24 protein-coding genes are annotated in these 24,577 nt (G+C 33.3%); 5 read left to right on the top strand and 19 right to left on the bottom strand.

Annotation, left to right across the window (positions count from 1 at the left end):
* Nucleotides 1–87 precede the first annotated feature (87 nt).
* Nucleotides 88–285, top strand: coding sequence for a hypothetical protein (locus MSG35_RS13285; protein ID WP_248384209.1), 198 nt, complete (start codon nt 88–90; stop codon nt 283–285).
* A 213-nt stretch (nt 286–498) separates the two neighbouring features.
* Here MSG35_RS13285 and MSG35_RS13280 read toward each other — a convergent pair whose 3' ends face one another.
* The 3 genes from MSG35_RS13280 to MSG35_RS13270 form a co-directional block, all read right to left on the bottom strand.
* Nucleotides 499–963 carry a prepilin-type N-terminal cleavage/methylation domain-containing protein gene (locus MSG35_RS13280; protein WP_248384207.1) on the bottom strand — a complete coding sequence of 155 codons (465 nt, stop codon included), beginning with the start codon at nt 961–963 and terminating at the stop codon, nt 499–501.
* Nucleotides 964–1,138: 175 nt separating this feature from the next.
* A complete protein-coding gene (locus tag MSG35_RS13275; RefSeq protein WP_248384205.1) occupies nt 1,139–2,608 on the bottom strand; it encodes a hypothetical protein in 1,470 nt (489 codons plus the stop codon).
* Nucleotides 2,609–2,766: 158 nt separating this feature from the next.
* Nucleotides 2,767–3,576: a BspA family leucine-rich repeat surface protein gene (locus tag MSG35_RS13270; protein WP_248384203.1), complete on the bottom strand. Its 810-nt coding sequence runs from the start codon at nt 3,574–3,576 to the stop codon at nt 2,767–2,769.
* A 304-nt stretch (nt 3,577–3,880) separates the two neighbouring features.
* On the opposite strand from MSG35_RS13270, the gene MSG35_RS13265 reads away from it, so the two are divergent.
* Nucleotides 3,881–4,126: a hypothetical protein gene (locus tag MSG35_RS13265; RefSeq protein ID WP_248384201.1), complete on the top strand. Its 246-nt coding sequence runs from the start codon at nt 3,881–3,883 to the stop codon at nt 4,124–4,126.
* Nucleotides 4,127–4,161: 35 nt separating this feature from the next.
* On the opposite strand, the gene MSG35_RS13260 is transcribed toward MSG35_RS13265, so the two are convergent.
* Together MSG35_RS13260 and MSG35_RS13255 are read right to left on the bottom strand one after the other, a co-directional pair.
* On the bottom strand, nt 4,162–5,811 hold the full coding sequence (locus MSG35_RS13260; protein WP_248384199.1) for a hypothetical protein: 1,650 nt from the start codon (nt 5,809–5,811) through the stop codon (nt 4,162–4,164).
* Nucleotides 5,812–6,033: 222 nt separating this feature from the next.
* Nucleotides 6,034–7,704, bottom strand: coding sequence for a type II secretion system protein (locus tag MSG35_RS13255; RefSeq protein WP_248384197.1), 1,671 nt, complete (start codon nt 7,702–7,704; stop codon nt 6,034–6,036).
* A gap of 237 nt (nt 7,705–7,941) precedes the next feature.
* Between MSG35_RS13255 and MSG35_RS13250 the strand changes: the two genes are divergently transcribed.
* Complete coding sequence (locus MSG35_RS13250; RefSeq protein WP_248384196.1) at nt 7,942–8,244, top strand: hypothetical protein; 303 nt, start codon at nt 7,942–7,944, stop codon at nt 8,242–8,244.
* A 481-nt stretch (nt 8,245–8,725) separates the two neighbouring features.
* On the opposite strand, the gene MSG35_RS13245 is transcribed toward MSG35_RS13250, so the two are convergent.
* On the bottom strand, nt 8,726–9,199 hold the full coding sequence (locus MSG35_RS13245; protein ID WP_248384194.1) for a hypothetical protein: 474 nt from the start codon (nt 9,197–9,199) through the stop codon (nt 8,726–8,728).
* Nucleotides 9,200–9,742: 543 nt separating this feature from the next.
* Nucleotides 9,743–10,624, bottom strand: coding sequence for a hypothetical protein (locus tag MSG35_RS13240; RefSeq protein WP_248384192.1), 882 nt, complete (start codon nt 10,622–10,624; stop codon nt 9,743–9,745).
* Nucleotides 10,625–10,965: 341 nt separating this feature from the next.
* Here MSG35_RS13240 and MSG35_RS13235 point away from each other — a divergent pair, with 341 nt between their 5' ends.
* Nucleotides 10,966–11,211, top strand: a complete 246-nt coding sequence (locus tag MSG35_RS13235; protein ID WP_248384190.1) for a hypothetical protein — start codon at nt 10,966–10,968, stop codon at nt 11,209–11,211.
* A 32-nt stretch (nt 11,212–11,243) separates the two neighbouring features.
* Here the strand turns inward: MSG35_RS13235 and MSG35_RS13230 are convergent, their stop codons facing one another.
* From MSG35_RS13230 to MSG35_RS13195, 8 genes are all read right to left on the bottom strand, one after another.
* The gene (locus MSG35_RS13230) at nt 11,244–12,260 is read right to left on the bottom strand and encodes a hypothetical protein (RefSeq protein ID WP_248384188.1); all 1,017 of its coding nucleotides are present in this window, start codon (nt 12,258–12,260) and stop codon (nt 11,244–11,246) included.
* A 160-nt stretch (nt 12,261–12,420) separates the two neighbouring features.
* The gene (locus MSG35_RS13225; protein ID WP_248384187.1) at nt 12,421–13,194 is read right to left on the bottom strand and encodes a BspA family leucine-rich repeat surface protein; all 774 of its coding nucleotides are present in this window, start codon (nt 13,192–13,194) and stop codon (nt 12,421–12,423) included.
* A 1-nt stretch (nt 13,195) separates the two neighbouring features.
* Nucleotides 13,196–13,930 (bottom strand): hypothetical protein, encoded by a 735-nt coding sequence (locus tag MSG35_RS13220; protein ID WP_248384185.1) that lies wholly within the window; start codon nt 13,928–13,930, stop codon nt 13,196–13,198.
* Nucleotides 13,931–14,456: 526 nt separating this feature from the next.
* Nucleotides 14,457–14,909, bottom strand: coding sequence for a hypothetical protein (locus tag MSG35_RS13215; protein WP_248384184.1), 453 nt, complete (start codon nt 14,907–14,909; stop codon nt 14,457–14,459).
* A gap of 525 nt (nt 14,910–15,434) precedes the next feature.
* Nucleotides 15,435–15,803: a hypothetical protein gene (locus MSG35_RS13210; RefSeq protein ID WP_248384182.1), complete on the bottom strand. Its 369-nt coding sequence runs from the start codon at nt 15,801–15,803 to the stop codon at nt 15,435–15,437.
* Nucleotides 15,804–15,928: 125 nt separating this feature from the next.
* Complete coding sequence (locus tag MSG35_RS13205) at nt 15,929–16,303, bottom strand: hypothetical protein (protein ID WP_248384181.1); 375 nt, start codon at nt 16,301–16,303, stop codon at nt 15,929–15,931.
* Nucleotides 16,296–16,658, bottom strand: a complete 363-nt coding sequence (locus tag MSG35_RS13200; protein WP_248384180.1) for a hypothetical protein — start codon at nt 16,656–16,658, stop codon at nt 16,296–16,298. Before MSG35_RS13200 ends, MSG35_RS13205 begins: the two co-directional genes overlap by 8 nt.
* 147 nt (nt 16,659–16,805) lie before the next feature.
* Entirely contained in the window at nt 16,806–17,939 is a 1,134-nt protein-coding gene (locus MSG35_RS13195; RefSeq protein WP_248384179.1) for a serine protease, read from the bottom strand.
* A gap of 330 nt (nt 17,940–18,269) precedes the next feature.
* Here MSG35_RS13195 and MSG35_RS13190 point away from each other — a divergent pair, with 330 nt between their 5' ends.
* Nucleotides 18,270–18,698 (top strand): hypothetical protein, encoded by a 429-nt coding sequence (locus MSG35_RS13190; RefSeq protein ID WP_248384178.1) that lies wholly within the window; start codon nt 18,270–18,272, stop codon nt 18,696–18,698.
* Between the two features lie 462 nt (nt 18,699–19,160).
* On the opposite strand, the gene MSG35_RS13185 is transcribed toward MSG35_RS13190, so the two are convergent.
* From MSG35_RS13185 to MSG35_RS13170, 4 genes are all read right to left on the bottom strand, one after another.
* On the bottom strand, nt 19,161–19,628 hold the full coding sequence (locus tag MSG35_RS13185) for a hypothetical protein (protein ID WP_248384177.1): 468 nt from the start codon (nt 19,626–19,628) through the stop codon (nt 19,161–19,163).
* A complete protein-coding gene (locus tag MSG35_RS13180; protein ID WP_248384175.1) occupies nt 19,625–20,146 on the bottom strand; it encodes a hypothetical protein in 522 nt (173 codons plus the stop codon). Before MSG35_RS13180 ends, MSG35_RS13185 begins: the two co-directional genes overlap by 4 nt.
* 455 nt (nt 20,147–20,601) lie before the next feature.
* On the bottom strand, nt 20,602–22,569 hold the full coding sequence (locus MSG35_RS13175) for a recombinase family protein (protein ID WP_248384174.1): 1,968 nt from the start codon (nt 22,567–22,569) through the stop codon (nt 20,602–20,604).
* Nucleotides 22,566–24,551, bottom strand: a complete 1,986-nt coding sequence (locus MSG35_RS13170; RefSeq protein ID WP_248384173.1) for a recombinase family protein — start codon at nt 24,549–24,551, stop codon at nt 22,566–22,568. Before MSG35_RS13170 ends, MSG35_RS13175 begins: the two co-directional genes overlap by 4 nt.
* Nucleotides 24,552–24,577: the final 26 nt, after the last annotated feature.

The following is a 24,577-nucleotide window of genomic DNA, read 5'->3' as shown; positions in this document are numbered from 1 at the left end:
TGTGCTGTTAGATTTATTATGAACACATTTCGTTATTTCAAAGATTATGATTAACTGATTAAAAGAGTTAACAATAAGGAATCAAATGTGAATGACGTTAAGGAACAGATAAAGCAAGTAGAAGAGAATATAATCTCTCTTGAAGCATCAAGGCGAAGGTTATTACAACCAGAAAGTTTTGTTAGGATAAGAAAAGAATTAGGCAATAGAAGTTTAAAAATGGTTGAAGAAAGGTTAGAACAGTATTATGAAAAACTTGAATTTCTAAATAACAAAATAGAATGACAAAAAAACCGCCATATGGCGGTTTTCTTTTCTCTGCTTCACAATTAAGAATCCATTCAACCTTTAAGGTTTGTGTGCCAAGCATCCTGCAGCAGTTGGCATTTTTAATACTTATAATCAATTAATATTTATTATTACATTTAAATAACTTAAGTCAAGCCAATTTAGCAATAAAAATTAAATAAATATTATTATATTCGCATAAGTAATAGTTTAACATTCAGATTCAGTAGATTTAATTAAACCAACTGAGTTAATAGTGTAAGTTCTTTTAGTTGAAACTCTTAAATTGCAAACTTCTATCCCCTCTTCTATCGCCTGAAATGTACTGTCCGTCAAACCATCGGATTTAAATGTTAGCTTTTGATCGCCCGATTTAGATTTAATCTTATAGTCAGCTTTGCTTAAAGTTATCTTGTCAAACATTTGGTCGGATTGACTAAACTCAATCAAATACCTTTCTGAGCTTTCCGACATTTCTACTTTTGTATCCAAACCTTTTGTTATAGCGAAAGTTCTTGAGTTTTGAAGACTCATAGATATCTCTGAAAATTTCTCGCCTGCTTTTATATGATTATAAAAATTATTCAAATTTGGTATTGCAGCATTCAGCAACACCATGATAATCGTGAGAGCAATCAATAATTCAATAATTGTAAATCCTTCTTGTTTCTTCATTATAATTCCTTGTTGTTATATTAATACATATATATATTAAATTTAAATAAAATCAAGGCTTTGTATCATGGTGATAAAAAAAACACCCATTAATGAGTGTTTTAAAAATTTTGCCACATTAATATTGTGTGTTTTCGTGATTCCATATAGATAATATAACATCGGCTTACCTCTGTTACAGGCACTGCCAAATAGAAGAGTTAGTTGATTTATCTGTCTTGCTGATTACTTCATTTGATGTTGAATCAAAATTATTGAAAATATCACCATCCCAGCAATCACCATTGTTAAAGATTTCAGCATTTCCTGACAAGTATTTAAAACCCGTTTCTTCTTTTATAGTTGATGACTGTGTTTTATCCTTGATTTTCAACAGTGATGTATCATTGATATTTAATTCACCACCATAACCAATTATCAAATTCTCTATTTTTGAGTTCGAAACCTCAATCGAAGAATTATTAGAACTATTCCATGTACCATACAACTCAAAGCCCATCCCAGTAGAGTTCTGTATCGTAAGGTTTGAATTGTTAATATTTACTACGCTACTTGAATCAATATAACCAATGGTCGTGTCTGCACTTTGATTAAAAGTAATTTCACTATTTGAAATAGATAGATCACTTTTATTTAGTGAAATAAACGAATTTGACAAATTAGTTCTACCATGTATTTGAAAATCATCTGTTGCTGAAATTTGGCTATTGTACAAATTCAAAATGCTTTCACTTTGCAATGCATTCCTTCCATTAAAAATAGTATTACCATTAATATTAAATTCGGAATTTGTAAGTTCGAGCTTGCCTATTTGTACCGTGTCCGTATTAATTTCACTATTAATAAAACTAAATGCTGCCACATTATTTGCGATCCTAGTTCCCCCATTATACAGATACACCTCAAAGTTTTCGAATAACAATGTATAGCCGCCATTCAACACATTTCCGTTCATGTCCATTTTAATCTTTGATTTCATAAAAGGATTACGTAAAAATGTAAAACTAGAAGCTAAAGTTATATCCTCTTCAAGAATTAAATTATATGATTTATTACTCATATCATGTTCAACTATCTCAAACATTTCTTTGTAATTTGTTTGATTAATGGTTAAAGTCAATATTTTGTTAGTAAGGTCATAGTCTTCATTAAAGTCAGATATTTCTGTTTTCAATATAGTTTCAACTTTCCCATCAAGTATGTAATAAACATTTTCATTTGAATCATATTTGACATCTGTACATTTTGACAATACGTTTTTATTGTCTGGGGATATAATAAACGCCGATACTTCAGGGTATGAAGAAACCGTAGATTCAACTACATACTCCACATTGTTAACCGATATTAAATTTACCCTATATCGATCATTCAAGTTTTCACTAACAAAGTTTTCATTTGCTGTAGCATTGTGCAATACAAACGGACAGTATTGATAGTATTGTGAATTTCTGTTTTTTAAATTAACTTTAAGGTTTGAAGGTAGAAGATGTTGTCCAGAAGCAACACCTTCTTGACCATAAGGCATTGCATATGCATGTACGCCCTGTATTGGTATAGCAGAAGCGATTAAGGCTTTTTTAAGTATTTGAAGTTCTTTATTTTCAATTGAAACTTCACTCGTAATAATTAAATTTTGATTCATTGTCATTACTGAGTAAGAAACATAGGAAGCGAAACTTAAAAAAACTATTACCATTATAATTATTGATATCATGTAATTCTCTCTTATTTGAATATTAATACTAATATTATCAACTATAATGTTGATAAATATAAAGAAGGGTTGCCCCTTCTTTGAAATTAATATCTTTTCACTACCCCAGTTGGTAAATCTGTTAAGTCCATTAATGTTCCGTCAGCAAAACCTGTAACACTCTTCCCTGACACATCCCAACCTGATAAATCTTGTTTAAATACACCTGCATCTGCAACAAAGTTTGTCAAATTCGTTACATTTGTAATATCCCAGCCACTTATATCCTGGTCAAATGAAGTAGCAAACATAAACATTTCTCTTAAATTTGTAGCAGACGATATATTCCAACTACTTATATTCTGATTAAATTTACTATTTGCATTGAACATATTGTCAAAAGTCTTAACATTGCTCACGTTCCAATTCAAAGGTTGATTGTTGTTATTGAAATTTGAACCGTAGAACATTCCTGTAAGGTCTTCGGCAGATGACATGTCCCAATTTGATATATCTTGATCAAAGCCTGTTACATAAGAGAAAGTGTGGTAGAAAGTTGTCACATTAGATACATCCCAATTGGAAATATCTTGATTAAAGCTTGGGTTGCTCAGGAATAAGTAGGTAAAATCCGTTATTGTGCCAACACAAGCATTAGTCACATCTTCATCTGCATTTATTTTGTTTATTAATTCATCTCTACTTAGTTCAGAACCTATACATGTTGGTGTAGGTGGTGTGCTACCGCTCACTTCATAATCTACATATTCACCACCTCCTATGATTAATCCAGATTCACCCTCTGGATCGGCTGATTTAACATTGTAACGTATTGAATTATCGCCAACTAACGCTACGAAATCAGCCATTGCTGACATACTTACTAACATTGATAATGCTATAATTGTTTTTTTCATTTAAAGCTCCTTTTTTAATGAAATAATTTATTAATCTTATAAATATATATATAACATTATAAATAATTAATTCAAACAATTGATAATAGAACTAAAACAAATTTATAAGTAGAGTTTTAAATATCAGCTTTATTAAAACAATTCTAAGCAGATTTAATGTATTATTTTATTTGTATTTCTTGAAATATTTTCAGCAAAAATCAAAATCCAGTAACATCAACATACATACAATGAGATTTAATTTTGAATTTTCCGTAAAAATGATAAATTGTATTTATACATAACAATCAAACAAGGAATCAATATGAAATTATTACAAACACTGTCATTACTATCTTCAATTTTGATATCAATTCAAATTCATGCTTCTGACATAAAGTTGAAAGATGGTATCTACTACCAGACATTCACAGACAACAACGGCAATGTCTATTACCAATGTTTTACGGGCGGCCCTATTTCAAACCCATATATTAATAAAACACAAAATTGGCTTAACACAGACAAACAACTAACAGGGTGTGCAAAAGCAATTCAAGCAAACAAGTAAAAAACCGCTTATAGCGGTTTTATCTATTTATGTTTTTAGTCTCTTTGACCTCCACCAACATGATAACAACTACGAGTATCAACATCAGTTTCGATTAAGTTATACGAGCAGCTATTGCTACCTGAATGCCAATAATAGTCCTTAGTTCTTAATACAATTTTTAAACCGCTTTGTCGATATCCAGTGCAACCAACAGTAAAAGTGCCTATTGTACCATTCAATTTATTATTACATTCAGACTTCAAAGCTTCATAATCAGGTCCTGTTGGAATCGCAGCAACACGAGCTTCCAATGCAACAATTCTTCTCGTATTACTGACAACTCTTGAGCTTAAACCCGTATGTGCGCTTTTAATGGTGGATATTTCACGATTAATGTTTCCAAAATTACCATTGCTTGCAGTAACAGAGCCATTAACGTTAATGTTGTTGTTTACTTGAAGACTATCGATTTCAGCGGATGCAAGCTTTGTGTTTCCATAAACGGTTAACGATTGTGCTTCAACTTCATTCAATATTGCTTTTTGCAGCGCTTTAAATTCACCATTAACAGATACAGTGTTAAACGTAGCATTGTCTTTAACGTTCAAGCTTTGAATTCTTGCGTTATTGGCATTCAGAGCAAGGATGTTCGACTGTGCTGCCATTGTGTTATCTAACACTTGTATAGTCGTACCGCTTTCATTGTGCATACCACAAGGAACTGCATTTGTAGTATTAGCAATGACCATTTGTGTCGTAGAATCCCATTCCATGCGATCACATTCTTTGTCCAGCATAACGCTTTCAAATGTTCCATTTTCAGCCAATACTTCAACCATAAGTGGTTCACCCGTCTTTTTGTATATCCCTATGCCACATTCTTCATCTGTCGCTGATCCGTTTACTTCTACCAGTCCCCAACCTGATGTACTTTCCTTCCATCTTGCACATTTCATCGGTGCAGATCCTTTACCTTCGATAAAAGAAAGGTTCTTGCCAATTATCGAGTTACCACCATCCGCACGTAAGTATTCAGCACCGCCAGCCCTGTTAAAGCTTGCCAGTAGTCCACAATTGAAACTTTCCATGATACAAGCCGTAGATCCAATCTCTTGCTTAGTATCAAGCTTCACGAAAGAAAAGTTGTGATCCCCTGCAAACCCTTCTGTTGAATTGTTTCTTGCAGCGTTAAGCATCAATTTCATGTTTCTAAAATTCTCTTCAAACCCTGTCTGATCTGGGAAAGAAAGAAGTAAATCAAAATTGTCGATGTTAATCGCACTACTGTCGGACTTAATGCTTGCCTCCACATTCATCCCATAGGGAATTTTCCCCCAAAGTCCTTTACACGGCATAGTTTTAAAAGAACTCTCAACAGCGTTAACGGGAGACCAATCTGTCACACCACAACCACCAGTCGCACTACTGGCATTTAATTGTTTCATCATTAAGTTGCTATTGATTTCAGCATCTTTCCATTTAGTCTTAGTCCAACGGCTAATTTCATAACCGTCAGTCGCTAATCTGCTATCAACAGCACTTAAAATTTTTGCGATTTCCATTCCAGTAGCTCGTGCTTCTTCATCGTTCGCTTGTTTTACTTTATTACTAAAATATCCAACAGATGCAGCACTCGCAATGCTCAAACTGATCATCGTTTCGATTAACGTTAATCCTTTAATCGATTTTGATTTATAATTCATATTTCATCTCCTTTAAAATATATTGTTTATTATATTTAATCATGAATTAAATATAATGCAATTAGTTAGACAAACAATTCACACGGAATGTATAAATTACAAAATATAAACATAATCAAACTACTTTAAAAGTTTGTTTGAAAAGTGATTTATCACAAAAATCAAAAATAAAAAAGCCACTAAATAGTGACTTTATAATTTAAAGCATCAAACAATTATGTATTATTTATGTTCTCTTTTGCAGTATGAGGCTGTTATTTTCTCATACGATTTAATACCGCAAAAATTAGAACCAGATACCCAATAATAATCTAACATATTGTCAAAATAAACATCACCTTCTCTCTTATGTCCAGTACAATCCCTCTTGTCTGAACTTAACCTAATGTCTGGACGTCTATTACACTGAGCCTTTAGTGTTGAGTAATCTGGTGTACTTGCCGTTGATATTTTCGCTTCTAAAGTTTTAATTTTATTTTGCAACGATGATATTTTACTGTTGTAATTATTAAAACTTCCTGAAGTTGCTACAACTTTTCGAGCGCTTATAACATCAGCTTTCATAAAACCTTTTACTTCCATGTTTTTAAACTTAGCATCTCCTTTGAAATTGCTTGTTGTAAGGACGTTTAGATCATTTACAGTTGTTGTCCCAAGCGTAGTCGTTCCAAAAACTTTTAGTGTGCCATTTACATTTGCGTTCTGAACATCAATGTCTTTCATGATTGCATCGACTAAGACTTCAAAAGAACCATCAACCTTCAAATTTTCTATAGCTGCGCTTGATGAAACGTTAAGAGTTGAAATTTGTGTGTTATTCGAATAAAGGTTCTTAATCAACGCTCTGTTTGACATAGTGTTGTCTATTACTTGAATAGCTTCGACAACACCAGATTGACTTTCTGTTCTCAAACCACAAGGTGTTCTTGTCGCTGTTGTAGTAACTAATTTAGTCGCTGAATCAAAACCCAGCATGTCGCATTCTTTGTCCAACATTATGTTTTCGAATGTTCCATTTTCAGCCAATACTTCCGCAATTAATGGTTGGTTAGCTTTTTTGTAAATACCAATTCCGCAATTTTCGTCTGTTGAAGATCCATTAGGAGTAATCATGCCCCAAACACCACTTTCTTTTCTCCACCTAACACACTTAAGTGGTGAGTTACCTTTTGCGTCAACAAACGACAAGTGGCTATCAACCATAGATCTAGAACCATCAGCACGAACATATTCGCTACCACCTGCCCTGTTTGCATTTGCTAACACAGAACAATTTTCAGCAAGTGATATACATTCTGTTCTTGTAAGTGGCATTTTAGTAGCACTATTAACAAAGCCGATATTATGTTCGAAAGCTGAACCTGTTAAGTTTGTAGATCTTGCGCTCCTAACCATTTTGGCTACGTTTTTGAATTCGTTTTTAAAATGCTCTGCATCCTTAAATGACATTAATAAATCGAAATTATCTATATTTATGTTTGATGAATCAGCACTGATTCTTGCGCTCAGATTCATGTCGAATGGAGTTTTAGTCCACATACTCTTACAATCAAGTGATTGAAGATTTGCATCAGTAGCGTTTGTCGGAGACCAATCTGTCACACCACAACGTTTGTCTGTTGCGTTTAGTTGTTTTTCCAAAAGGTTATTAAACGTGGCTTTATTCCAGGTCTTTTTATTCCATAAGCTTATTTCATAACCGTCTGTTGCTATACGGTTATCAATCGCACTTAATACTTTTGCTAACTCAATTCCCTTTGTTTTTGCAAATTCATCTTTATCACTTTCAATCTTAGATTGAATTCCCGCAGCAGCCAAACTTCCTCCAACAGCAACGGCAGCCAACGTTTCGATTAACGTAAAACCAATTTTTCTTTGAACTTTCAAATTCATAAATATATCTCCAATAATTTATACACTCAGTTATATTTAACCATTCAGTAAAATATTTACAAATTGCATAAACAAATTTAAAAAAATTTCCATATGAAAATTTCCATAAATAAAGAGGATTTTGGCAATTAAAAACTTTATAAATTAATATATAAGAGAAAATTATTATGTCGCAAATTTGAATTATAAAAACTTATGATAAAATATATTTATAACAACATAAAAAAGGAGATTGTTATGAGCTGTATAGAAACAGAGTTTTTTAAAGAAATGAGAAAAGTGGATAAAGCAGTTAAAGGCTTTGATGGATATGAACGTGCTATTAAGATATGTGAATATTTTGAAGACCAAGGAGAACATCCTCATCCTAAATATACATTTAGACAAATGGCTATGAACAGAACATCTGATTATTCATTCCCATCAGAGTTGAAAAAAGAAATGTCATATCTTGTTGCATCAAATCGAATATTAGAACTGGATAGTAAGGTTGAGCCAGAACAAACAAACAAGAAGCGAAGACGCAAAAACAAAATGTAAACTACATAAACACACTATCATCAGTGTGTTTTTTAATGCGCAAAAGACCAAAACGTAGTATTAAATAAAATCGAAGGATTACTTGTGTTTACTCACCAACATTCATTTTCACGTTCTGTGTGCATCATGCATAATTTAAGCAAAAATTAAGACTGACTCCTAGTACCACAAAAACACGATTATTCAATAGTTAGTGGATAGTCGAAGAGAAGAATTATACTGTGCGGGGTTTTCAAAAGCGTCATTTTGATAGGTTTACTGGTTAAAATGTTGATATATAGGGAATAAACGGATGAAGAACCATAATATTAATATTATTCTACTCCTAAAAATATAACCCCTATAGATACACGATATTTAACGGTGAATAAAACCCTTGCGTGAGTGTTGCGGAACGCCTGTACCAAAACGAAAACGGAGGAAAAATAATTTTATTTGAAATATTTTTTAAAAACAAAAAAAATGAACCCTTTCGAGTTCTTCATAGTTTGTTTTTGAGATTTGAATTTTCAAGAAGGCTTTTCGTGAATTCTTTTGGTCGAACAGATAAACGATATCGATGTTCTCCATAACGAACTTCCGCTATTTCAGTAAACGAATATACACCAACAAACTTTGGTTCTTGCCAATATTCGAAAACCTCATAGCATTCAGGTGAGACGTTCTTCGCTTGGTCGAGTATTTCATTAATCGCTATTTCAAAAGCTGGCAATGACGCTTCATGTGCGTTAAATCGTTCTCTTACTTCTTTGTTCGCTTGATGAATCGAACTTGCAAAATCTTCGTCGTAATCGATGAAGTCAAGAATACAATAAACCCTTTCTGGTGCTTCATCACATTCTTCTCTATTGACCTCAAACACAAGGTAAGCCGTGTTTTCATCAATCACTTTCTCTTGATATATCTCAGAGATAATTCCAAGCCTTTCGTCTATCGACTTTTCTATGTAAACCATAATCTAAACCTCTTTATTCTCCTAATGATAATGTAATTTATATATTATCGTTATACCATTAACCAAACAACTGGCAAGAAACAATAAAAGCAAATTCCCAATAGACAAAACAAACCAATAAAACTTTTCCCTTAAAATAAGGGTTTTTTATAGTTATAAGCAAGAAAAATAATTTATTAAATTAGTTAAATAACTTGTAAAAAAAATCAAGTTATTTTAGTTTTTAAATTATTTAGAGATGTAAAAAAGAACCCTTTCGAGTTCTTCATTTCTGTTTTGCGATTTGGTTCTTCAAGCCAATTTTAATGAGGTCGAATTAGTGAAAAGAACGAAGAGTTGATGATTTGTAGACATAAAGTCGAAAACATTATCGAACATATAAATGAGAAACAAAATACAAATAAAAACTTTTTGATTTTATGTTTTGTTTCAACTACATCACTACTTTCAATCATTGAGAGCAATGATGCACCCAAAAGAGATCCGAATAATGTAGCTATAACTTGTGATTCTTCCATTTTATTTTCCCTAATAATTGTTAATTTAAGCTGTTTCCATAACAGCAATTTTTTCTGATTGATGGTTGTTGTTTGCTGCCTCATACAATGCCATTTCTGCAAGCTTTTCTGTGTCTTCGAACATTTCTGAGTCTTCGAATGCTTCTATGCACTCATTTAGAAACTGAGCTTTCTGTGCAGATATCTCTAATTTTTCACTTGCCGATAAATCGTTTGAATTCAGATCTGTATCAAACTCATCGAGTGATGATTTAAAAAGTAAAAAGTTATGTTCTAAATCACACAAATTATCCCAAAATCGAGCTTTGATGCAGACTTTATCAATGGCGTGTTTCGCCTCTAATACCCCCTCATTGTATTGTTCCTCAACCTCCTTCACTTTTAAACAAGATAGTCTGTAAAACTCTTTGACAACCAAACTGGTTGACTTTGGATCTCCATTCCCTAAAACACCTGTTATTTTATCCCTATTTTTTGATTCAAAATGTTTAAGTCCGTGTTTTCTGTATTTGGCAATAAGTTCCTTGGCTTCATCCACTATTTCTCCCATTTCATCTGTGTCAACCGAATCGAGATTCTTTATTTTTCCTTTGTAATAATCTAAAACACTTTCTTCAATTTCATCTTTTGCATCCGAAAAAAGCGCACTTTCCTTTGTATAATGACAAAAAAAGGCTTTTTCGATCGTGAGTTGAAATAAATGAAACATTAAACAAAAAGCATTAAAAGCAAGATTAAGAACCTCAATAAAAACATACGCACCAAGAGTCAAGAAAATAAGCATAAAGGCGATATCGAAGAGTACTATACCTGGCGTATCGAGAGGCAGTGTTTTCGAAAACTCAATAAAGTAATGAAGAAACAAAATTCCAGTTGTAATTTTAATTGCACTTTTAATTAATTCCATTTTAATCTCCAAATAATAATATAATTTATATATTATCGTTATACCATTTAAAAAATATGAGACAAGTAAGATATTTTCAGCATTACCACAAGCAAACAGATATTTCCTTTAAAATAGGATTTATTGGGGAATATTTAAAATGATTTTTCATTAAATTAATTAAATAACTTGTAAAAAATCTCAAGTTATTTTAATTGTTTTATCTTTTTGATAATTTATTTTCTCTCAATTTTCCATTATTTAATGGAATTTTCGTTTTAGTCTATTTTCAGGATGGAATTTGCGGATTGACATTCGTATATAAATGGTAAAATGTTTACATACAACAAAGGAGATGCACAATGAAACTACAATCTGAAACTACAAGAACACTTAAACTTGCAAACGTACTAACTTTAACAATTCCGTTATTTGTTTTCAGTTTAATCAATATGTCAAACCGATTAACTGAAGAACCATCACCAATTGACATTAGCGCAGTTAAACTAGAGTTTGTTCAAAGCATGGTTGAAACACAGGAGATGACGACCAGTGATGCACAGAAGTTAGCAAATCAGATGTTTACAAAAGAAGCATTTAATCAGTAATTAAAAAAGAAGACAAATGTCTTCTTTTTTCTTTAGCAAAACTTAGGTTTGTGCAGAATTAACTCTTCGCCTGTAAGATAAAAACTCATAAATATTTCATTTAATGTATATGGTTTTTCAACTTGCTCATAGTAAATATCACCATTTTCAATTGAATTACATAAACCCGCAGGAGCGTTTACAAAATTAATATCCCCCAAAACTGTCATGCTTCCACTTTGAAAACTTGGCATATTCACAATTGTCATTGATGAAAAGTTTTCTGGAGTATTATAAGGTTCACCACTAATTTGATTTAGTTCTCCGACTGTCAATGTAAACTCTTTGTCAGGAAAATCTCCACCACCCAAAATCAACGTGTTTCCTGTATTCCCATATCCACTTATATGAAAATCCGTGTGGTGTATAGCACTATGAGATTCCAAATTTACGGTCGAACCACCGTTCATCGTAACTCCTTCAAGTGATTTTAAGTTTTTCGCATCTAAAGAAAACCCATTAAACATACGTATTGAGCGTAAATTCACCATTGAGTTCCCATCAATTGTTCCACCCGAAAAACTTTCGGGAGTGTCCTTAATAAATAAACTTAAAACTCTACTGTCGATTGGAGGTAATGCTTCGATACTCCCACTTTCATTAAATGGGTTATAATCCAATTCATTTGAATAAAGAAATGGTTCTCTTTCATCGTATTCATATCCATCTCTCGCCCAATTTTGACCATTCAAATAAAACTCTCTGACCAGTGGATTATACCATTTGCTATTTTCCCAAGCTGCTCTATCACTGTCAGGAAGTTCACCTGAACCACCACCGTCAGGTAATCCACCGCTATCACCACCGTCAGGTAATCCACCGCTGTCACCACCGTCAGGTAGTCCACCGCTGTCACCAGCATCACCACTATCGCCACTTCCGTCAGGCTCTGTTACTTCTTCAATTATGTTGTATTTTGTATTTTCGTCGTATTGAATTACTGCAATAAAACTTGCTGCACTTGCACTTACTGAACTGATTACAGCCAATGCTAACATTGATTTTTTCATTTTAACTCCTTTTAATTAATGAAATCTATATAATAATATGTATATCATTTTTACTTTTTAAATCAACGCTGTGTATTATTTAATTACAATCCATGTAATTTTATGTTGATTTATTAATAATTATTATGTCTACATTTTTTAAATTGTAAATTCATTTAACTCATTTATTTTTCATTGAAGAGCCATTTAAATACAGTCTTGTATCCATTACACTTTCAATATTCCAGTGATCGATATTTTGATTAAATGAAGCCGCACCACTGAACATAAAACTCATATCAGCCGCTTGTTTCACTTCAAAGCCACTAACGTCGCCATTAAACTTTTGACTTCCAAAAAACATATTTGCAAAAGAAAAAACGGATGAGGTATCCCAATTTAGATCTTGATTGAAGGAATGAGTAAAACTAAACATTGAACTCATGTCTCTAACTTGGCTTGTGTCCCAATTGCCAATTGGCTGATTGAAAACGATTGTCTTTGAAAACATCCAAGAAGCATCAACCAGTGATTTCGTGTTCCAAGGGCTGATTTCACCATCAAAAAGAGACGCATTAGTAAACATCGAATAAGCATTTTCGACATTCGACACATTCCAATGTTCCAAACCTTTGCCTTCGAATTTCTGAGCGTTCTTAAACATCTTACTGAGGTTTTTTGCATTGCTTAAATCCCATTCTTTGAGATTCCCGTTGAACGAACTGTTTTCAAATGCACTGCTGAAATTCTCTATCCTTCCAACACAAGCTTTCTCTACTGCTCGTATCGTTATTGGAGAGGGAGAATCGTTATAGTTATTAACCAGTTTTAAAAGTTGATTACGTGTAATTGGATTACTCTCACACGAGTCATTTAGATCTACTTTGATTGATTGTTCTTCGCCACAACCAGCCAGTGAAATGATCAAAATTGTTTTTAGAGCTTTCATCTTCATTCTAACCCGCTCCAAATCCAAGCAACGTTATCGTTTCACTCAGCATTTCAAGCGTATGCGGTAAGTCAATCACTAATGCTGCAGCAATCATTGTCAGTATTGGTTTTCCGTACCCTTCTCGACTTTGCCCCTCTGAAACCAGTTTAAGTCCGTATATCCCTTTTATTAGATATACAAGCCCCACTAATTGAAATAAGCCAACAATGATTTCTACATTCCGTTTTAATCTTGCGCCATTCCCATCACTCATTTCATCGACTTTTTTTGCTATGTCATCCACCATTTGTGAATTTGAGCTGTCCCAGCAATTTTCTTGATGCAAATCCCCCATCTGGATCGTGCCTTGTTCTTGCTCCATTAGTTGTTCTTGAAGGACAAAACAGTGTCCTCCTTCTCCACCCAACAATGTCGCAATAAGTGTTGAAGATGTTCCTGAAAAATTTAAAATCAATGCACCAGAAAGCATCGTTATCAAAATTGCACTTGGAAACGATTTTGGATCATTTGGATTTTCTGCACGCTTTTTTAATTTTATAATGCTGATTACGATTAAACCAAGCCCAAGTAAAACAGCAAAAATACCGACAATACTGTACAGCGAGCCGATCAAATTGGCTCTTGCGTCGATGTGCTGTTGGTCTGCTGCAAAAGAAAAAGCACTTCCAATCAAAATAAATAACGTTATGTAAATTTTGTAGACACTATCTATTGATACTACTTGTTTGCTCCTTGTCATAATTAAATTCCTTAATGATTAAATATATACATATGTATATTATTCAATCATTAAAACACTTATAATCAATAGCATTTATAAACAGCCAACTATAATTGCTTATATTCTGCTACTTCTTTAAATTATTATTTTTAGTTCCCTTGTTTTAAATTGTTTATTTTCCCATTTGTAAAAGACGAAAAATAGCGCATTTAGTTGCGCCTAGTTAGAAGATAAAAGTATAAATACAATTAAAACGAAAAATTAATTTCGTTTTGCATCAATGATTATAAATTATCTTGAATTTTAAATAGTTGAAATAGCTGAAATAGCACAATGCTTTTTTTCAATAACGATTGAAAAAGATCTGTATAAGAAATAAATCACTACACTCATGAAAATCAAGCAAAGGCTGGTTAGGATTGAGGATGACGTAAACAATAACAACATAATGTATACCAAGCATAACAGTGCAATAACAGCCAATGTTCGTTGAAGAATGAGAGTATTTTTGTATGTGAAAAAATTTATAGATTTAATTGACACATTACGCTCCTTTTATTTCGTTTAACAATGTAATTGATTGTTTTTTCAAATCAGAGAAAATTTTACTGATTTTTGAAACATTAAGAGCTGTGTCGATTGGCTTATCCTTTATGTTGTCAATTTCGCCTCTCAACGACTCTTTCAGCGTTTTAGATACCATTTGCTTATCAAGTTTGATTCCTTGGTTAAGTTCCATTACGTCAGCCAGCTCTATCAGTCCTTTACGTTGAATTTCGTAAGCCGTTTCAAGTGTCTTGTCGATGGTGAATGTGTCGTTTGAGTTGTCGTAACTTACCAAGCACGATTTATCCTCTTCGCAGTCCGTAGCGATAAGAATATCTTTGATCTGGGTAAATGATTCTGAATGTGTGAGTTGTTCCCCGATAACGAGAAATGATGATGTTGAAGTGATTGAAATTACTGATAGCTTAATCAGCATTGTTGAGAATGACATAAATGTTCCTTCGTATTAATTAAATGTTACTATAATTAATATCACTTCTAATCATTACTGCAAACGCTATTGACATCGATTATTTATCTTCGACTATGTTTTTATTTATACTAAAGCAAATATTATTTTTTCAAATTTTAAATTTGTACTATAATGCTATAATTATTAGCATTTTTATTTAACTTTTTTTGTGACCACTGATTTTTTTTAATTTATTTTTAACCTATGCTTACAACACAATCTATATTTTGATATATAAGCATTTCTATCTATACTTGCAAAATCCTAAGACAGTGCTATTAATTTAGTATCGACCGACATGTCGATGCTCCTTATAATATTGATTTTGATAATCTAAGAAAACTTGTAAAAATAGCCACTCATTGAGTGGCTTTCTTTTTATTGTTTTTATCCATTTAGTTTTTATTCGCTTTTTAACCAAACACATATTTCTGTATTTTTGCAAATCATCGACTTTGTTTCGGTTGTGGTTTACGTTTCGAATTCTTCTTTGGATTGTTCATTTTATAGACCTCTGCTTTCTTTAATCTTAAACTCTCTCGACCAATAAAAAAATGTTATTATAAACATAATCAATGTTGAGACTGGAAGAAACTGAGGTACGCCAGCAGGTGTCCAGTTATAAGCAATGGCTGATGATAAGCCAAATGTTGTATATATTAAGCTTATAAACATAACAACAGTGATCATACACATGATACTTAAATTTCTGATAAATCTGGTGTTGAATGTTTCTCTACCATTAGCATTATTTAAATCAACTACACCGAAAAGTTTACCAAACACTTTCTCCCTCACACCAATATAACCAACCCTTAATTTCTCAATTCTCGTTTCAATATATTTTTCCATTTCATTTAATATCTGTCTCATGATGTTCTCCTTATTTCATAATATAAATTATATTATATATAGACTTTTTGTAAATACTTATAAGAAAAACACTTTTTTCAAAGTGCTTTTTTTCTTTTAAATATTAGAGTTTTATAATTAAATTTTTATATCATATTTAAAATATAATCTTCTTCCATGTTAGCATCAGACTGCTTTCCTTCTCCTACACCAAAGATGGTGTCTTGAATCGTATTCGATGTTGCACCAAGTCCAAACAACATTGATCCTGCAGCCAAGAAAATTAAAGATCTGTTTAATGGCACTTGTTGAGGATTTTCACCGTGTTTTTTAAGCTGTATACCGCCTGAAACCATCATCCCAAGTCCGATGATGGTAGATAGGATAACAATAATTTCACCGAAATTAAAAATGCTCATCCACCAAGCACTTGTCAATGATGCAACGTCTTTAGCCATTGATACGCTAACGAACATCGTTGTTACCAATAAGAGATTAGATTTAATTATTGTTTTATTCATATGTACCTCCTTCATATTGTTCAAGTGTGAATTCTTCAATTACATCTGCGTCTCTTGAACCAAAACCGATTTCAAACAACTCATTTCCTTGGAAATAGTATGAGACACAACCAACTGACATCATGCACAGACCAATAATGAAATTGATCCTCCCCTTTTTCTTTTCCTCTGATTCAGATTTCTTCATTGACAATACAGACATAAATAACCCAATCAATGTAATGATTATTATTGAAATATTTTTAAATGAAAGAAGAATCGGTATAGCATCAGATGTCATTTCTCCTACGCTCAACCCAAAACAGTATGTAGTTGACATTATTAATGATATTAATGATGTAATTTTATTAGACATGCCCTTTCCTTAATTTGATAACTATATTTATATATAACATCTTTTATAAGGCATTCAATATCAATAGAATTTACTATAACTATCAGATACAAAAAAAGCGCCAATATTAGCGCTATTTTTCTTTTCAATTAATTTTATGTGATCGAATTAATTATTGATTTTTCTTCTTAACGAGAACAAAGCCAAGCCGAAAAGTGTTAGAAGACCAGTTGATCCACCAGAACCGCCAGAACCAGTGCTTGGCTGTTCAGGGTTTGTTGGTTGATTCGCTACATACTCACCGTAATCAAAGCCATTATCTCCAAAACTGTGATAGTCGTTATTATCCGCTTCTGAATCGAATGTCAGCTCGCTTCCATAATTAGCAACAGACTCTATCCATGCTGTGTAGTAAGCCACTTCTGCGAACACTCCATACATGTCAGCTTCGCACGAGAAATATCCGTATGACGTAACCCCTATCTGTTGAAAGTCTCCATTTGCTTTTGTGTATCCCATGATTCCACCTGAGTCACCCTGACAAATTTGACCTTTGTTGTCAGCACCTTTTTCGTTCGACTGGATACAAATAACTTCGTCGTGTTCGTTATAAGTTAGATCTTCACAAGCTTCTTGACTCAATATTTCTACATTGTTTTCTTGTAAGAAATCAGGTGTGTTTCTGTTGTCATTGATGTAACCCAGTCCAACGATTTTACCTTCTGTCACTAAGTCATATTCGGCTTTATCAGCCATTGTTGCCAGTGGCATTGAGCTAACGTTGTCTACTATTGGAGAAGCTAATTCTAACACTGCAATATCATCAACAAAGATTCCGTCACGACCATAACTTGGATGGATATGGATAGCCTTAACCGCTTTAACTTCTTCGCTGTAAACATCGCTATATGAAAAGTTTTTAACAATGATTCCTAAGTCTTCTGCTGTTGCCTTATATTCCATAGTGTCAGTGTCAAATACACAGTGAGCCGCTGTCAGAACAAACGAATCATTTATGATTGAAGAACCGCAGGTATCAGATACGTAACCGCCTGTTGTTATAACCAAACGAGCGTGGAAGTTATATGTGTCGGGATTTGCGTCCCAGCCGCCAATAACCATAGGCTTGATAGTTGCCAAGTTTTTTTCTTTGTGAAAATTTACTTGTGCGTCCATTAATGGATTAATCTCAGTGGAATCTACAAATTTATTTACATCGTGATTGAATACTAACGTTTCTTGATTTGCCATTGCATTCAATGAAAAAAATAAACTCGCTGCTAAAATACTTTTACTATACATAATTATCTCCAATATTTTTTGATTTATATAATTATGTTATCGTACTCACTCATTAGTACAAGCGATTTATAAATATTTTTTCATTTGTAGGCAAATAACCCCTTCACAAAGGCAAAACTATTTTGATAAAATTAAAAATATTGCGTATTTTTTTATGCAGTTTTTAGTTTTATGTTAAAATTTATTCCATTTTTTAATTGTGAATGTTTTACTGCCCTTCTATTTTTATGTGTAATCCCTGCATTCATTGAACACTGAATAAAACCTGGCATTTGGCATACCAATAATTGATAATAATTTTTCTTTCAACTACAAATTTTCAGGTGATTTATGGAAAACATTTATGGATATGAGATTCAGCAGATTCTTTTAAACTTTAAGTCAGAATTTGAATCTTTTGAAAAACCGATGATTGCACACAACACTTCTGATTTAATGACCTATGAAGAATTTGTATCGAACATGCAGACAACACTAAGAACTAATTTACTTATGTTTGCTGTATACAGTCCTGCGGCAATGATGCATGAATTTGTTTACATTGAGAGAAAGAACGATCAATGGTTTGTGTGTGTAGAACCCAACACTGACCTTTGTGATATTGCTTGCGATAGCATGGAATCCATTACTAAAACAGCAGCAGAAGCTATCAGAGCTTATATGAATACTTATAGCGATATCTACCAACGATTACAAAAAAGCCACTATACAAGTGGCAATATTGAATCGCAATTTTGTTCAAGTCGAACAACTTCCTGAACCAATTCAGGACTATCTTCATAGAATTTTTCACCATAAAAATACATGTTTCGAAGCGAAGCAGTTATGTTGCCAGCATCAACACTGTTTAAAATCAGACTGGTGTTGCGCTCTCTTTTTCTTATCAGAGATTTGGAAAAACAATCCAACCGTTCCAAAACTTCTTTTTTAAACAATCCTTCCCTCTCCAAATGCACTTCCAGCACGAACATAATTATGTGATCTTCATGGCAGATCAGTTCTTTCAAATCTCTTGTTCTGATCTCAGCAACATCTATATCATTCAGCAAGATACAACCCTTTGAATACATCGAATTTGGTTACGAGATGTAACAGATTGTTGCTAATGATAAGTAATGTGATTCACTATTGACAGTTGTAATAATGGAGAAATATTGAAATGCTATATGAATCATAAAGCCACACAAACCGCATGGCTTACTGGTTGGATTTATGAGATTATTAAAGGTTTATAAACGTCCTGATATCATCAATCACGGCAGTGTTTTTTCGGTAAAATTCGTCAGAGTTTGATTCAATTTCAGTCATTGCATTTCTTAACGCTTCTGAATCAACATCAGGTAACAAGTATCCTTTTCGCTCATTCCTTACTTGTTCTAACAACGTCCTAAATTCATTCGTTTTCAGAGATGCGTTCGCTTTGTTTTTCTCTGCATAGAATTGATTCACAAAGAACATGATTAACTTATCTTCACAAGCCAGATCTTTTTCAGTTGCCACTGATTCAACATATGTATTGATCTCAGATTCATCAAAAAAACCAAGGTTTTCAGCGTCTTCTCTAAGCTGCTTTTTTTCTGCCATTGTCAAAGGTTCTGGTTTACCAAATAGAGCCTCGTTCTCGGCTCTTCTTTTGCGCTGTGAAGCCTTATATTTCGCTTCAAGGCTTTCAAAGTCTGCATTACTCATAGAATTTCCTTTGCTAATTTGCTTTTTGATTCTTGGATGTAGTTCTGTAAAAGCTCAATTCCATTACTTACATCTAAGTGCTTGTAAGTGAAAATATACGCAACAGTTGGATAACTGCACAAATATTCTAAAAGTGATTCTGTATCTTCGAAAGATTCAAATCGTGATGGATATAGGTTAGCAATAAAATCTATATTCAGTTCAAATAGGTGCTCGAAGTCTCTGATATGCATCCCTTCAAGTATGTCTTGATCAGCTTGAAGTGCCGCATTTAATTTCGATTTAACAGGGTTATATACTTCAATAATTTCTGTTCGATAAAAAAGATTAAATCCAAATGACTTAATCAGTTCAGACAATAGATAATCAGCAAATGTCTTTTCTTCACTTTTCTCTATATTATCTGAATAATATCGTTTGGAAACGTTTATTGAGTTTAATTCTGACGCATTATCAATTGCTTCTTTCACAATTTTATAGTGATTTGATCTGTAAGTGCTGTAATGTGTAACCGCCATAATCATCTCTCAAACGCTATGAATTTATTGGTTAATTTTAACACATCTATGGTTACAAATACAAAAAAAGGTCAACAAAAATGCTGACCTTTTCAATTAGATTTCAACGATCTCGTTCGAGAAAGCATAATCAATTTTTCCTTTTCGTTTAAACTTATGTATTTCGACAACCTCAATTGATTTGATTATCATTTCTTGAAAGCTTAAATCATTCTCCTTCCAGTTTCTTGCGTGATCCTCACGGATTTCTTTTAATGTCATTTATCACCTTTTTATCAGGTGCTCTTTTATTTACATATATTAGTTTCCTTTGTTTATTGATAGATAGAAGAGCGGGTTAACGCAAACAACTATAATGATTTAATTCCAAAAAGTCAATATATTTCCGTTATTTCACTTGACTTTTGCTTCATTTTCGTTTCTTTTAAAAACGTGTAAATTAATACACTGTGTTTTTAACTAAGAGAGTTAAAAATATATTCCTGTTTTACTTCTGCGATATTTTTTATTAAATCTGAATTCGAAATGACTTCTGTTTTTCCTTGCAACGACATTCTTACAACTCTAATCAGCTCTATCATCAGCCCATCAGCAACTTCTTTTGATAGTCCTGCTGTATTTATTTTGATTGAATTAAACATCAAATCACATGCAAATTCGTCTTGAAATGCGTATGTTCTGATCTTGTTATCCACAAAACACACAAGAACAAACTTGGTATGTTTAGTTGAACAAACTTCTACCCATCGTATTTTTTCTTTCAGATACTTGTTGATGCGTTTACGAGCATCCAGAACATTTTGAAAGTTGGTTGATTTAAGTTGTTTGTCCAGAGCCAGAATTTCGACTTTTGCTTCTGTTGGAGGTACGTTTCTTAACTCCCTTTCCAGATCTGCAATTTCAACAGTTAGTTTTGCTAATAGCTTGTCATTGATTCCTATTTGCTCTATCACAAACGAACCGTCTAAGCCTTGGCTTATAGCTGAGTTAAACGTTTTGGACAACCCGTCAGCCTTTAACATGGCTTTTTCTTGTTCTTCTACTGCATGGCTTAACTTATCAGACAACAACGAATATTCGTCATTCAATGCTTCGCTCAAATCACTCTCAATTGAATCTATGTCTATGTGTCGAGCATACTTAACAAATTGCTGCTCAAACGTCTTGTAGTTGATATTCTCTGCGTCACAACCATCATTTAAGATTGACCGTTCGCAACGCATATACTCAAAATAATCGTCAACCTTTTTGACATTCTTCTTTTTCGTTGATTTAAAGACCATTCGACTACCACAACTACATTTTATCAGTTGCGAAAAGAAATGTGTCTTATCCTTGCTTTCAGATCTTGTATCACTGCTTTTGTTGTCTTCAAGCGTTTTCATAGCCAAGCGAAACTTTTCTTCACTCACAATAGATGGATAATAGTTGTGAAGCTTCTCAGTGGCTATCTGCTTAACCTGTTCTGTTTTAAACTGGTTTTGCCCTTCATCAAAAGAATCAACGCTTCTACGCTGATTTAAGAATGTGTGACCTATAACATGTTCATTTTTAAAAAGGTTATGGATTGAGAAAATATGCCATTTTTTAGCTTTTCGATAGTTGCCTTTTTGAAACGTATCAACACCAGTATCATTTAGCTGCTTACAGATCTTGGTATGACCTAAGCCAGCTATCTTCATATCGAAAATCTGGTTGATAATCTTCGCTTTCGTTTCATCAACCGAGAATTGATACAAAGCTTCAAGCTTCTCGCTACCGTCAGCAGCAACATATTTATAGATAACCTCTTCACTTTTAATCCATGTCGGACAGTAAGCTTTTATCCCAATGTGCTTGTGTTTGCCCTTTTGACTTGGTGAGTTGTAAAGATACTCGATAACATCTCTTTTACGCTGGTAAGCGTCTAAAACATACTTACTTTTAACTTCACTTTCGTAATAAGCTGAACACATATGGATGATTGACAGAATCATCTTATCCATATCAGTGTCTTTTCTTGTGTAAACACAGTCATCAATCGTAGTTACGATATTGAAGCCCTGATTCAAGATCTCTTTAAAATGCTTCTGTGCTTCGTCGGGCGACATACGACTGAATCGGTCGAAGTTGTGGAAAGTGATATAGACATTTTGACGCTCTTCCGCAGGAATTTTTTGAAGCAGCGAAAGCATTGTAAACATCTGACCTTTCTTAAATGTTTTAGCGACACCACCTTGCAGTGCATAACCAGAAACACCTTTATCAGCGAAGATTAGATCATCATTAAGAAACAAATCGTTTTGAATTGCATATCGCTTTGCTTCACCAATCTGACGTTCTAAGGATTTACGACCAATTTCAGCTTGTTGCTCAGACGAAAAACGAGCGTAAGGAATACAGATCCCTTTGTATAAATTTTTGTCGAAGCTCATATCGATCATAGTTTTATCCCCAACTGATTATAGTAATTCTCTTTTGTTTCTTTTAAATCGTTCAACAGATCCAATCGAGAAACAGAACCACGTTCACCTTTCAATGATTCTCTTATCACTTTGACGTAGTTTACAAACAGGAATTTTGATTGGGATGCATTTAACCCTTCAAAGTTAACTTTGATTGAATTAAACATTAGATCTGATGCAAAATTGTCGGAGTATGCGTAAGTTCTGATTATGTTATCTCCAAAACAAACAATCACGAATCTTTGGTAGTTGTTTGAGCAAACTTCCATATGTTCGATATGAGAAGAAAGAAAATCGTTTATCTTCTTTCTCATTTTAATTTTTGTGTCCATATCAGCCTTTTTCAAATCTTTCGAATAGGCTTGCATATCGATTATTTCATCTGTTGTATTTTGTTTGGACAGTTCTAATTTTTTAATCTCTAATTCAAAATTCTCAATTTTTGATTCAACGTCTTTTTGTTGTTCATCATTTTGAGAGATTGAGTTCAAAACGAATGTTGCATCCATACCTTGTTCGATTGCTGAATTAAAGGTCTTTTTTAAACCTTCTTTTGCCAACAACAATTTATCAAGCAATTCCTTGTTTTCAGTAATCTGCATTTCAATTGATTGAATTTTGTTGTCAACCGAACCAGCACCAATCGCACAGATCGAACGAAAATCTAAATGATTAACAAACCTGAAAAACGACTCTTCAATCTCCGTATAATTGATACCAGAACAATGACATTTGTTTTTATACTGTGCATTCAAACAACGTAAATACTCTTTGATACGTTCGTGATTTTTGAATTTCTTAACTGTTCTGTGATACTGCAACGAACCACCACAAGAACAAACCATAATTCGAGCAAAAATATTGGTTCGCTCTCCGATTCTGCCTATCGGCTTTGGTTTAGATTTTTTGTTCAACTGGACGTTATTTGCCCTGATAAAAACATCTTCTGTAACAGCAGCAGGATAGTAGTTGTGAAGCTTTCCAGTTGAATCAACAGGGACTTTTCGTTTTTTAAAAGTCTTAGAATCTTCACAAAGAAACTCTTCTTCTTTGTAAGATTTAAGAACGATATGACCTAACACTTTCTCGTTCACAAGAATGTTTTGTATGGCATATCCATGCCAACGTTTAGCTTCTTTGAATTTACCCTGATCGAATACAGGTATCCCTTCTTCGTTTAACCTTTGACTGATTCGTGTATGACCCAAACCGCTTAATCTCAGTTCGAAGATATACTGGACTACCTTTGCTTTCTGTTCATGAAGAGTGAAACGCTTGAAGGTATCAACCTTTTTCAATCCATTCTGATCAACATATTCGTAAGTAATGTTCTCTTGCTTAATCCAACGTGGAATTGACGGTTGAACCACACCAATGTGTTTGTGCTTACCTTTTTGACTTGCGTGATTGTAGAGATAATCAACAATCTCTTTTTTACGTGCTAACGCATCTTTGACATAGATACTTTTTACTTCGCTTTCTTGCCAAGCAGTAGTCATTTTAATGATACTGATAATCATACTGCTTAGGCTTTTGTTATTGCGAGTGTAGAGCTGATTGTCAATGGTGGTTATGATGTTAAAGCCCTTCTGTAAAATCAGATTGAAATAGGCTTGAGCATCGTCAGGAGACATACGACTGAATCTGTCGAAGTTGTGAAAAGTGATAAAGACAAACTGCCTTTCTTCGGCTGGAACATCATCGAGCATAGCAAGCATAACTTGCATCTGACCTTTCTTAAAAGCCTTTGCCAAATTGCCACTGAGAGATCGACCAGATACACCTTTGTCAGCGAAAATCAGATCTTCATTGATAAAGAGATTATTCTGATCTGCGTATCTTCTTGCTTCGCCTAACTGACGTTCAAGGGATTTTTTGCCGACCTTTGATTGGCTCTTTGTCGAGAATCGAGCATAAGGGATACAGATCCCTTTGTATAAACTCTTGTCGAATGAAAACATCAATAATCCCTTGTTCTGCCTTGCTT

The sequence above is a fragment of the Vibrio sp. 1CM23M genome, from assembly GCF_023161755.1.
Lineage (GTDB): Bacteria > Pseudomonadota > Gammaproteobacteria > Enterobacterales > Vibrionaceae > Vibrio > Vibrio coralliirubri.
Note: the sequence above shows the minus strand (reverse complement) of the source record. Positions and strands in the feature narration are given on the sequence as shown.

Coding starts and splice junctions, on each gene's coding strand:
- MSG35_RS13255 (WP_248384197.1), bottom strand. CDS start 7,704: ATGAATTTGAAAGTTCAAAGAAAAATTGGTTTTACGTTAATCGAAACG.
- MSG35_RS13190 (WP_248384178.1), top strand. CDS start 18,270: ATGGAAAACATTTATGGATATGAGATTCAGCAGATTCTTTTAAACTTT.
- MSG35_RS13260 (WP_248384199.1), bottom strand. CDS start 5,811: ATGAATTATAAATCAAAATCGATTAAAGGATTAACGTTAATCGAAACG.
- MSG35_RS13270 (WP_248384203.1), bottom strand. CDS start 3,576: ATGAAAAAAACAATTATAGCATTATCAATGTTAGTAAGTATGTCAGCA.
- MSG35_RS13275 (WP_248384205.1), bottom strand. CDS start 2,608: ATGAATCAAAATTTAATTATTACGAGTGAAGTTTCAATTGAAAATAAA.
- MSG35_RS13200 (WP_248384180.1), bottom strand. CDS start 16,658: ATGTCTAATAAAATTACATCATTAATATCATTAATAATGTCAACTACA.
- MSG35_RS13195 (WP_248384179.1), bottom strand. CDS start 17,939: ATGTATAGTAAAAGTATTTTAGCAGCGAGTTTATTTTTTTCATTGAAT.
- MSG35_RS13185 (WP_248384177.1), bottom strand. CDS start 19,628: ATGAGTAATGCAGACTTTGAAAGCCTTGAAGCGAAATATAAGGCTTCA.
- MSG35_RS13210 (WP_248384182.1), bottom strand. CDS start 15,803: ATGAGACAGATATTAAATGAAATGGAAAAATATATTGAAACGAGAATT.
- MSG35_RS13245 (WP_248384194.1), bottom strand. CDS start 9,199: ATGGTTTACATAGAAAAGTCGATAGACGAAAGGCTTGGAATTATCTCT.
- MSG35_RS13265 (WP_248384201.1), top strand. CDS start 3,881: ATGAAATTATTACAAACACTGTCATTACTATCTTCAATTTTGATATCA.
- MSG35_RS13180 (WP_248384175.1), bottom strand. CDS start 20,146: ATGGCGGTTACACATTACAGCACTTACAGATCAAATCACTATAAAATT.
- MSG35_RS13235 (WP_248384190.1), top strand. CDS start 10,966: ATGAAACTACAATCTGAAACTACAAGAACACTTAAACTTGCAAACGTA.
- MSG35_RS13205 (WP_248384181.1), bottom strand. CDS start 16,303: ATGAATAAAACAATAATTAAATCTAATCTCTTATTGGTAACAACGATG.
- MSG35_RS13220 (WP_248384185.1), bottom strand. CDS start 13,930: ATGACAAGGAGCAAACAAGTAGTATCAATAGATAGTGTCTACAAAATT.
- MSG35_RS13280 (WP_248384207.1), bottom strand. CDS start 963: ATGAAGAAACAAGAAGGATTTACAATTATTGAATTATTGATTGCTCTC.
- MSG35_RS13240 (WP_248384192.1), bottom strand. CDS start 10,624: ATGGAATTAATTAAAAGTGCAATTAAAATTACAACTGGAATTTTGTTT.
- MSG35_RS13230 (WP_248384188.1), bottom strand. CDS start 12,260: ATGAAAAAATCAATGTTAGCATTGGCTGTAATCAGTTCAGTAAGTGCA.
- MSG35_RS13175 (WP_248384174.1), bottom strand. CDS start 22,569: ATGATCGATATGAGCTTCGACAAAAATTTATACAAAGGGATCTGTATT.
- MSG35_RS13225 (WP_248384187.1), bottom strand. CDS start 13,194: ATGAAGATGAAAGCTCTAAAAACAATTTTGATCATTTCACTGGCTGGT.
- MSG35_RS13215 (WP_248384184.1), bottom strand. CDS start 14,909: ATGTCATTCTCAACAATGCTGATTAAGCTATCAGTAATTTCAATCACT.
- MSG35_RS13170 (WP_248384173.1), bottom strand. CDS start 24,551: ATGTTTTCATTCGACAAGAGTTTATACAAAGGGATCTGTATCCCTTAT.
- MSG35_RS13250 (WP_248384196.1), top strand. CDS start 7,942: ATGAGCTGTATAGAAACAGAGTTTTTTAAAGAAATGAGAAAAGTGGAT.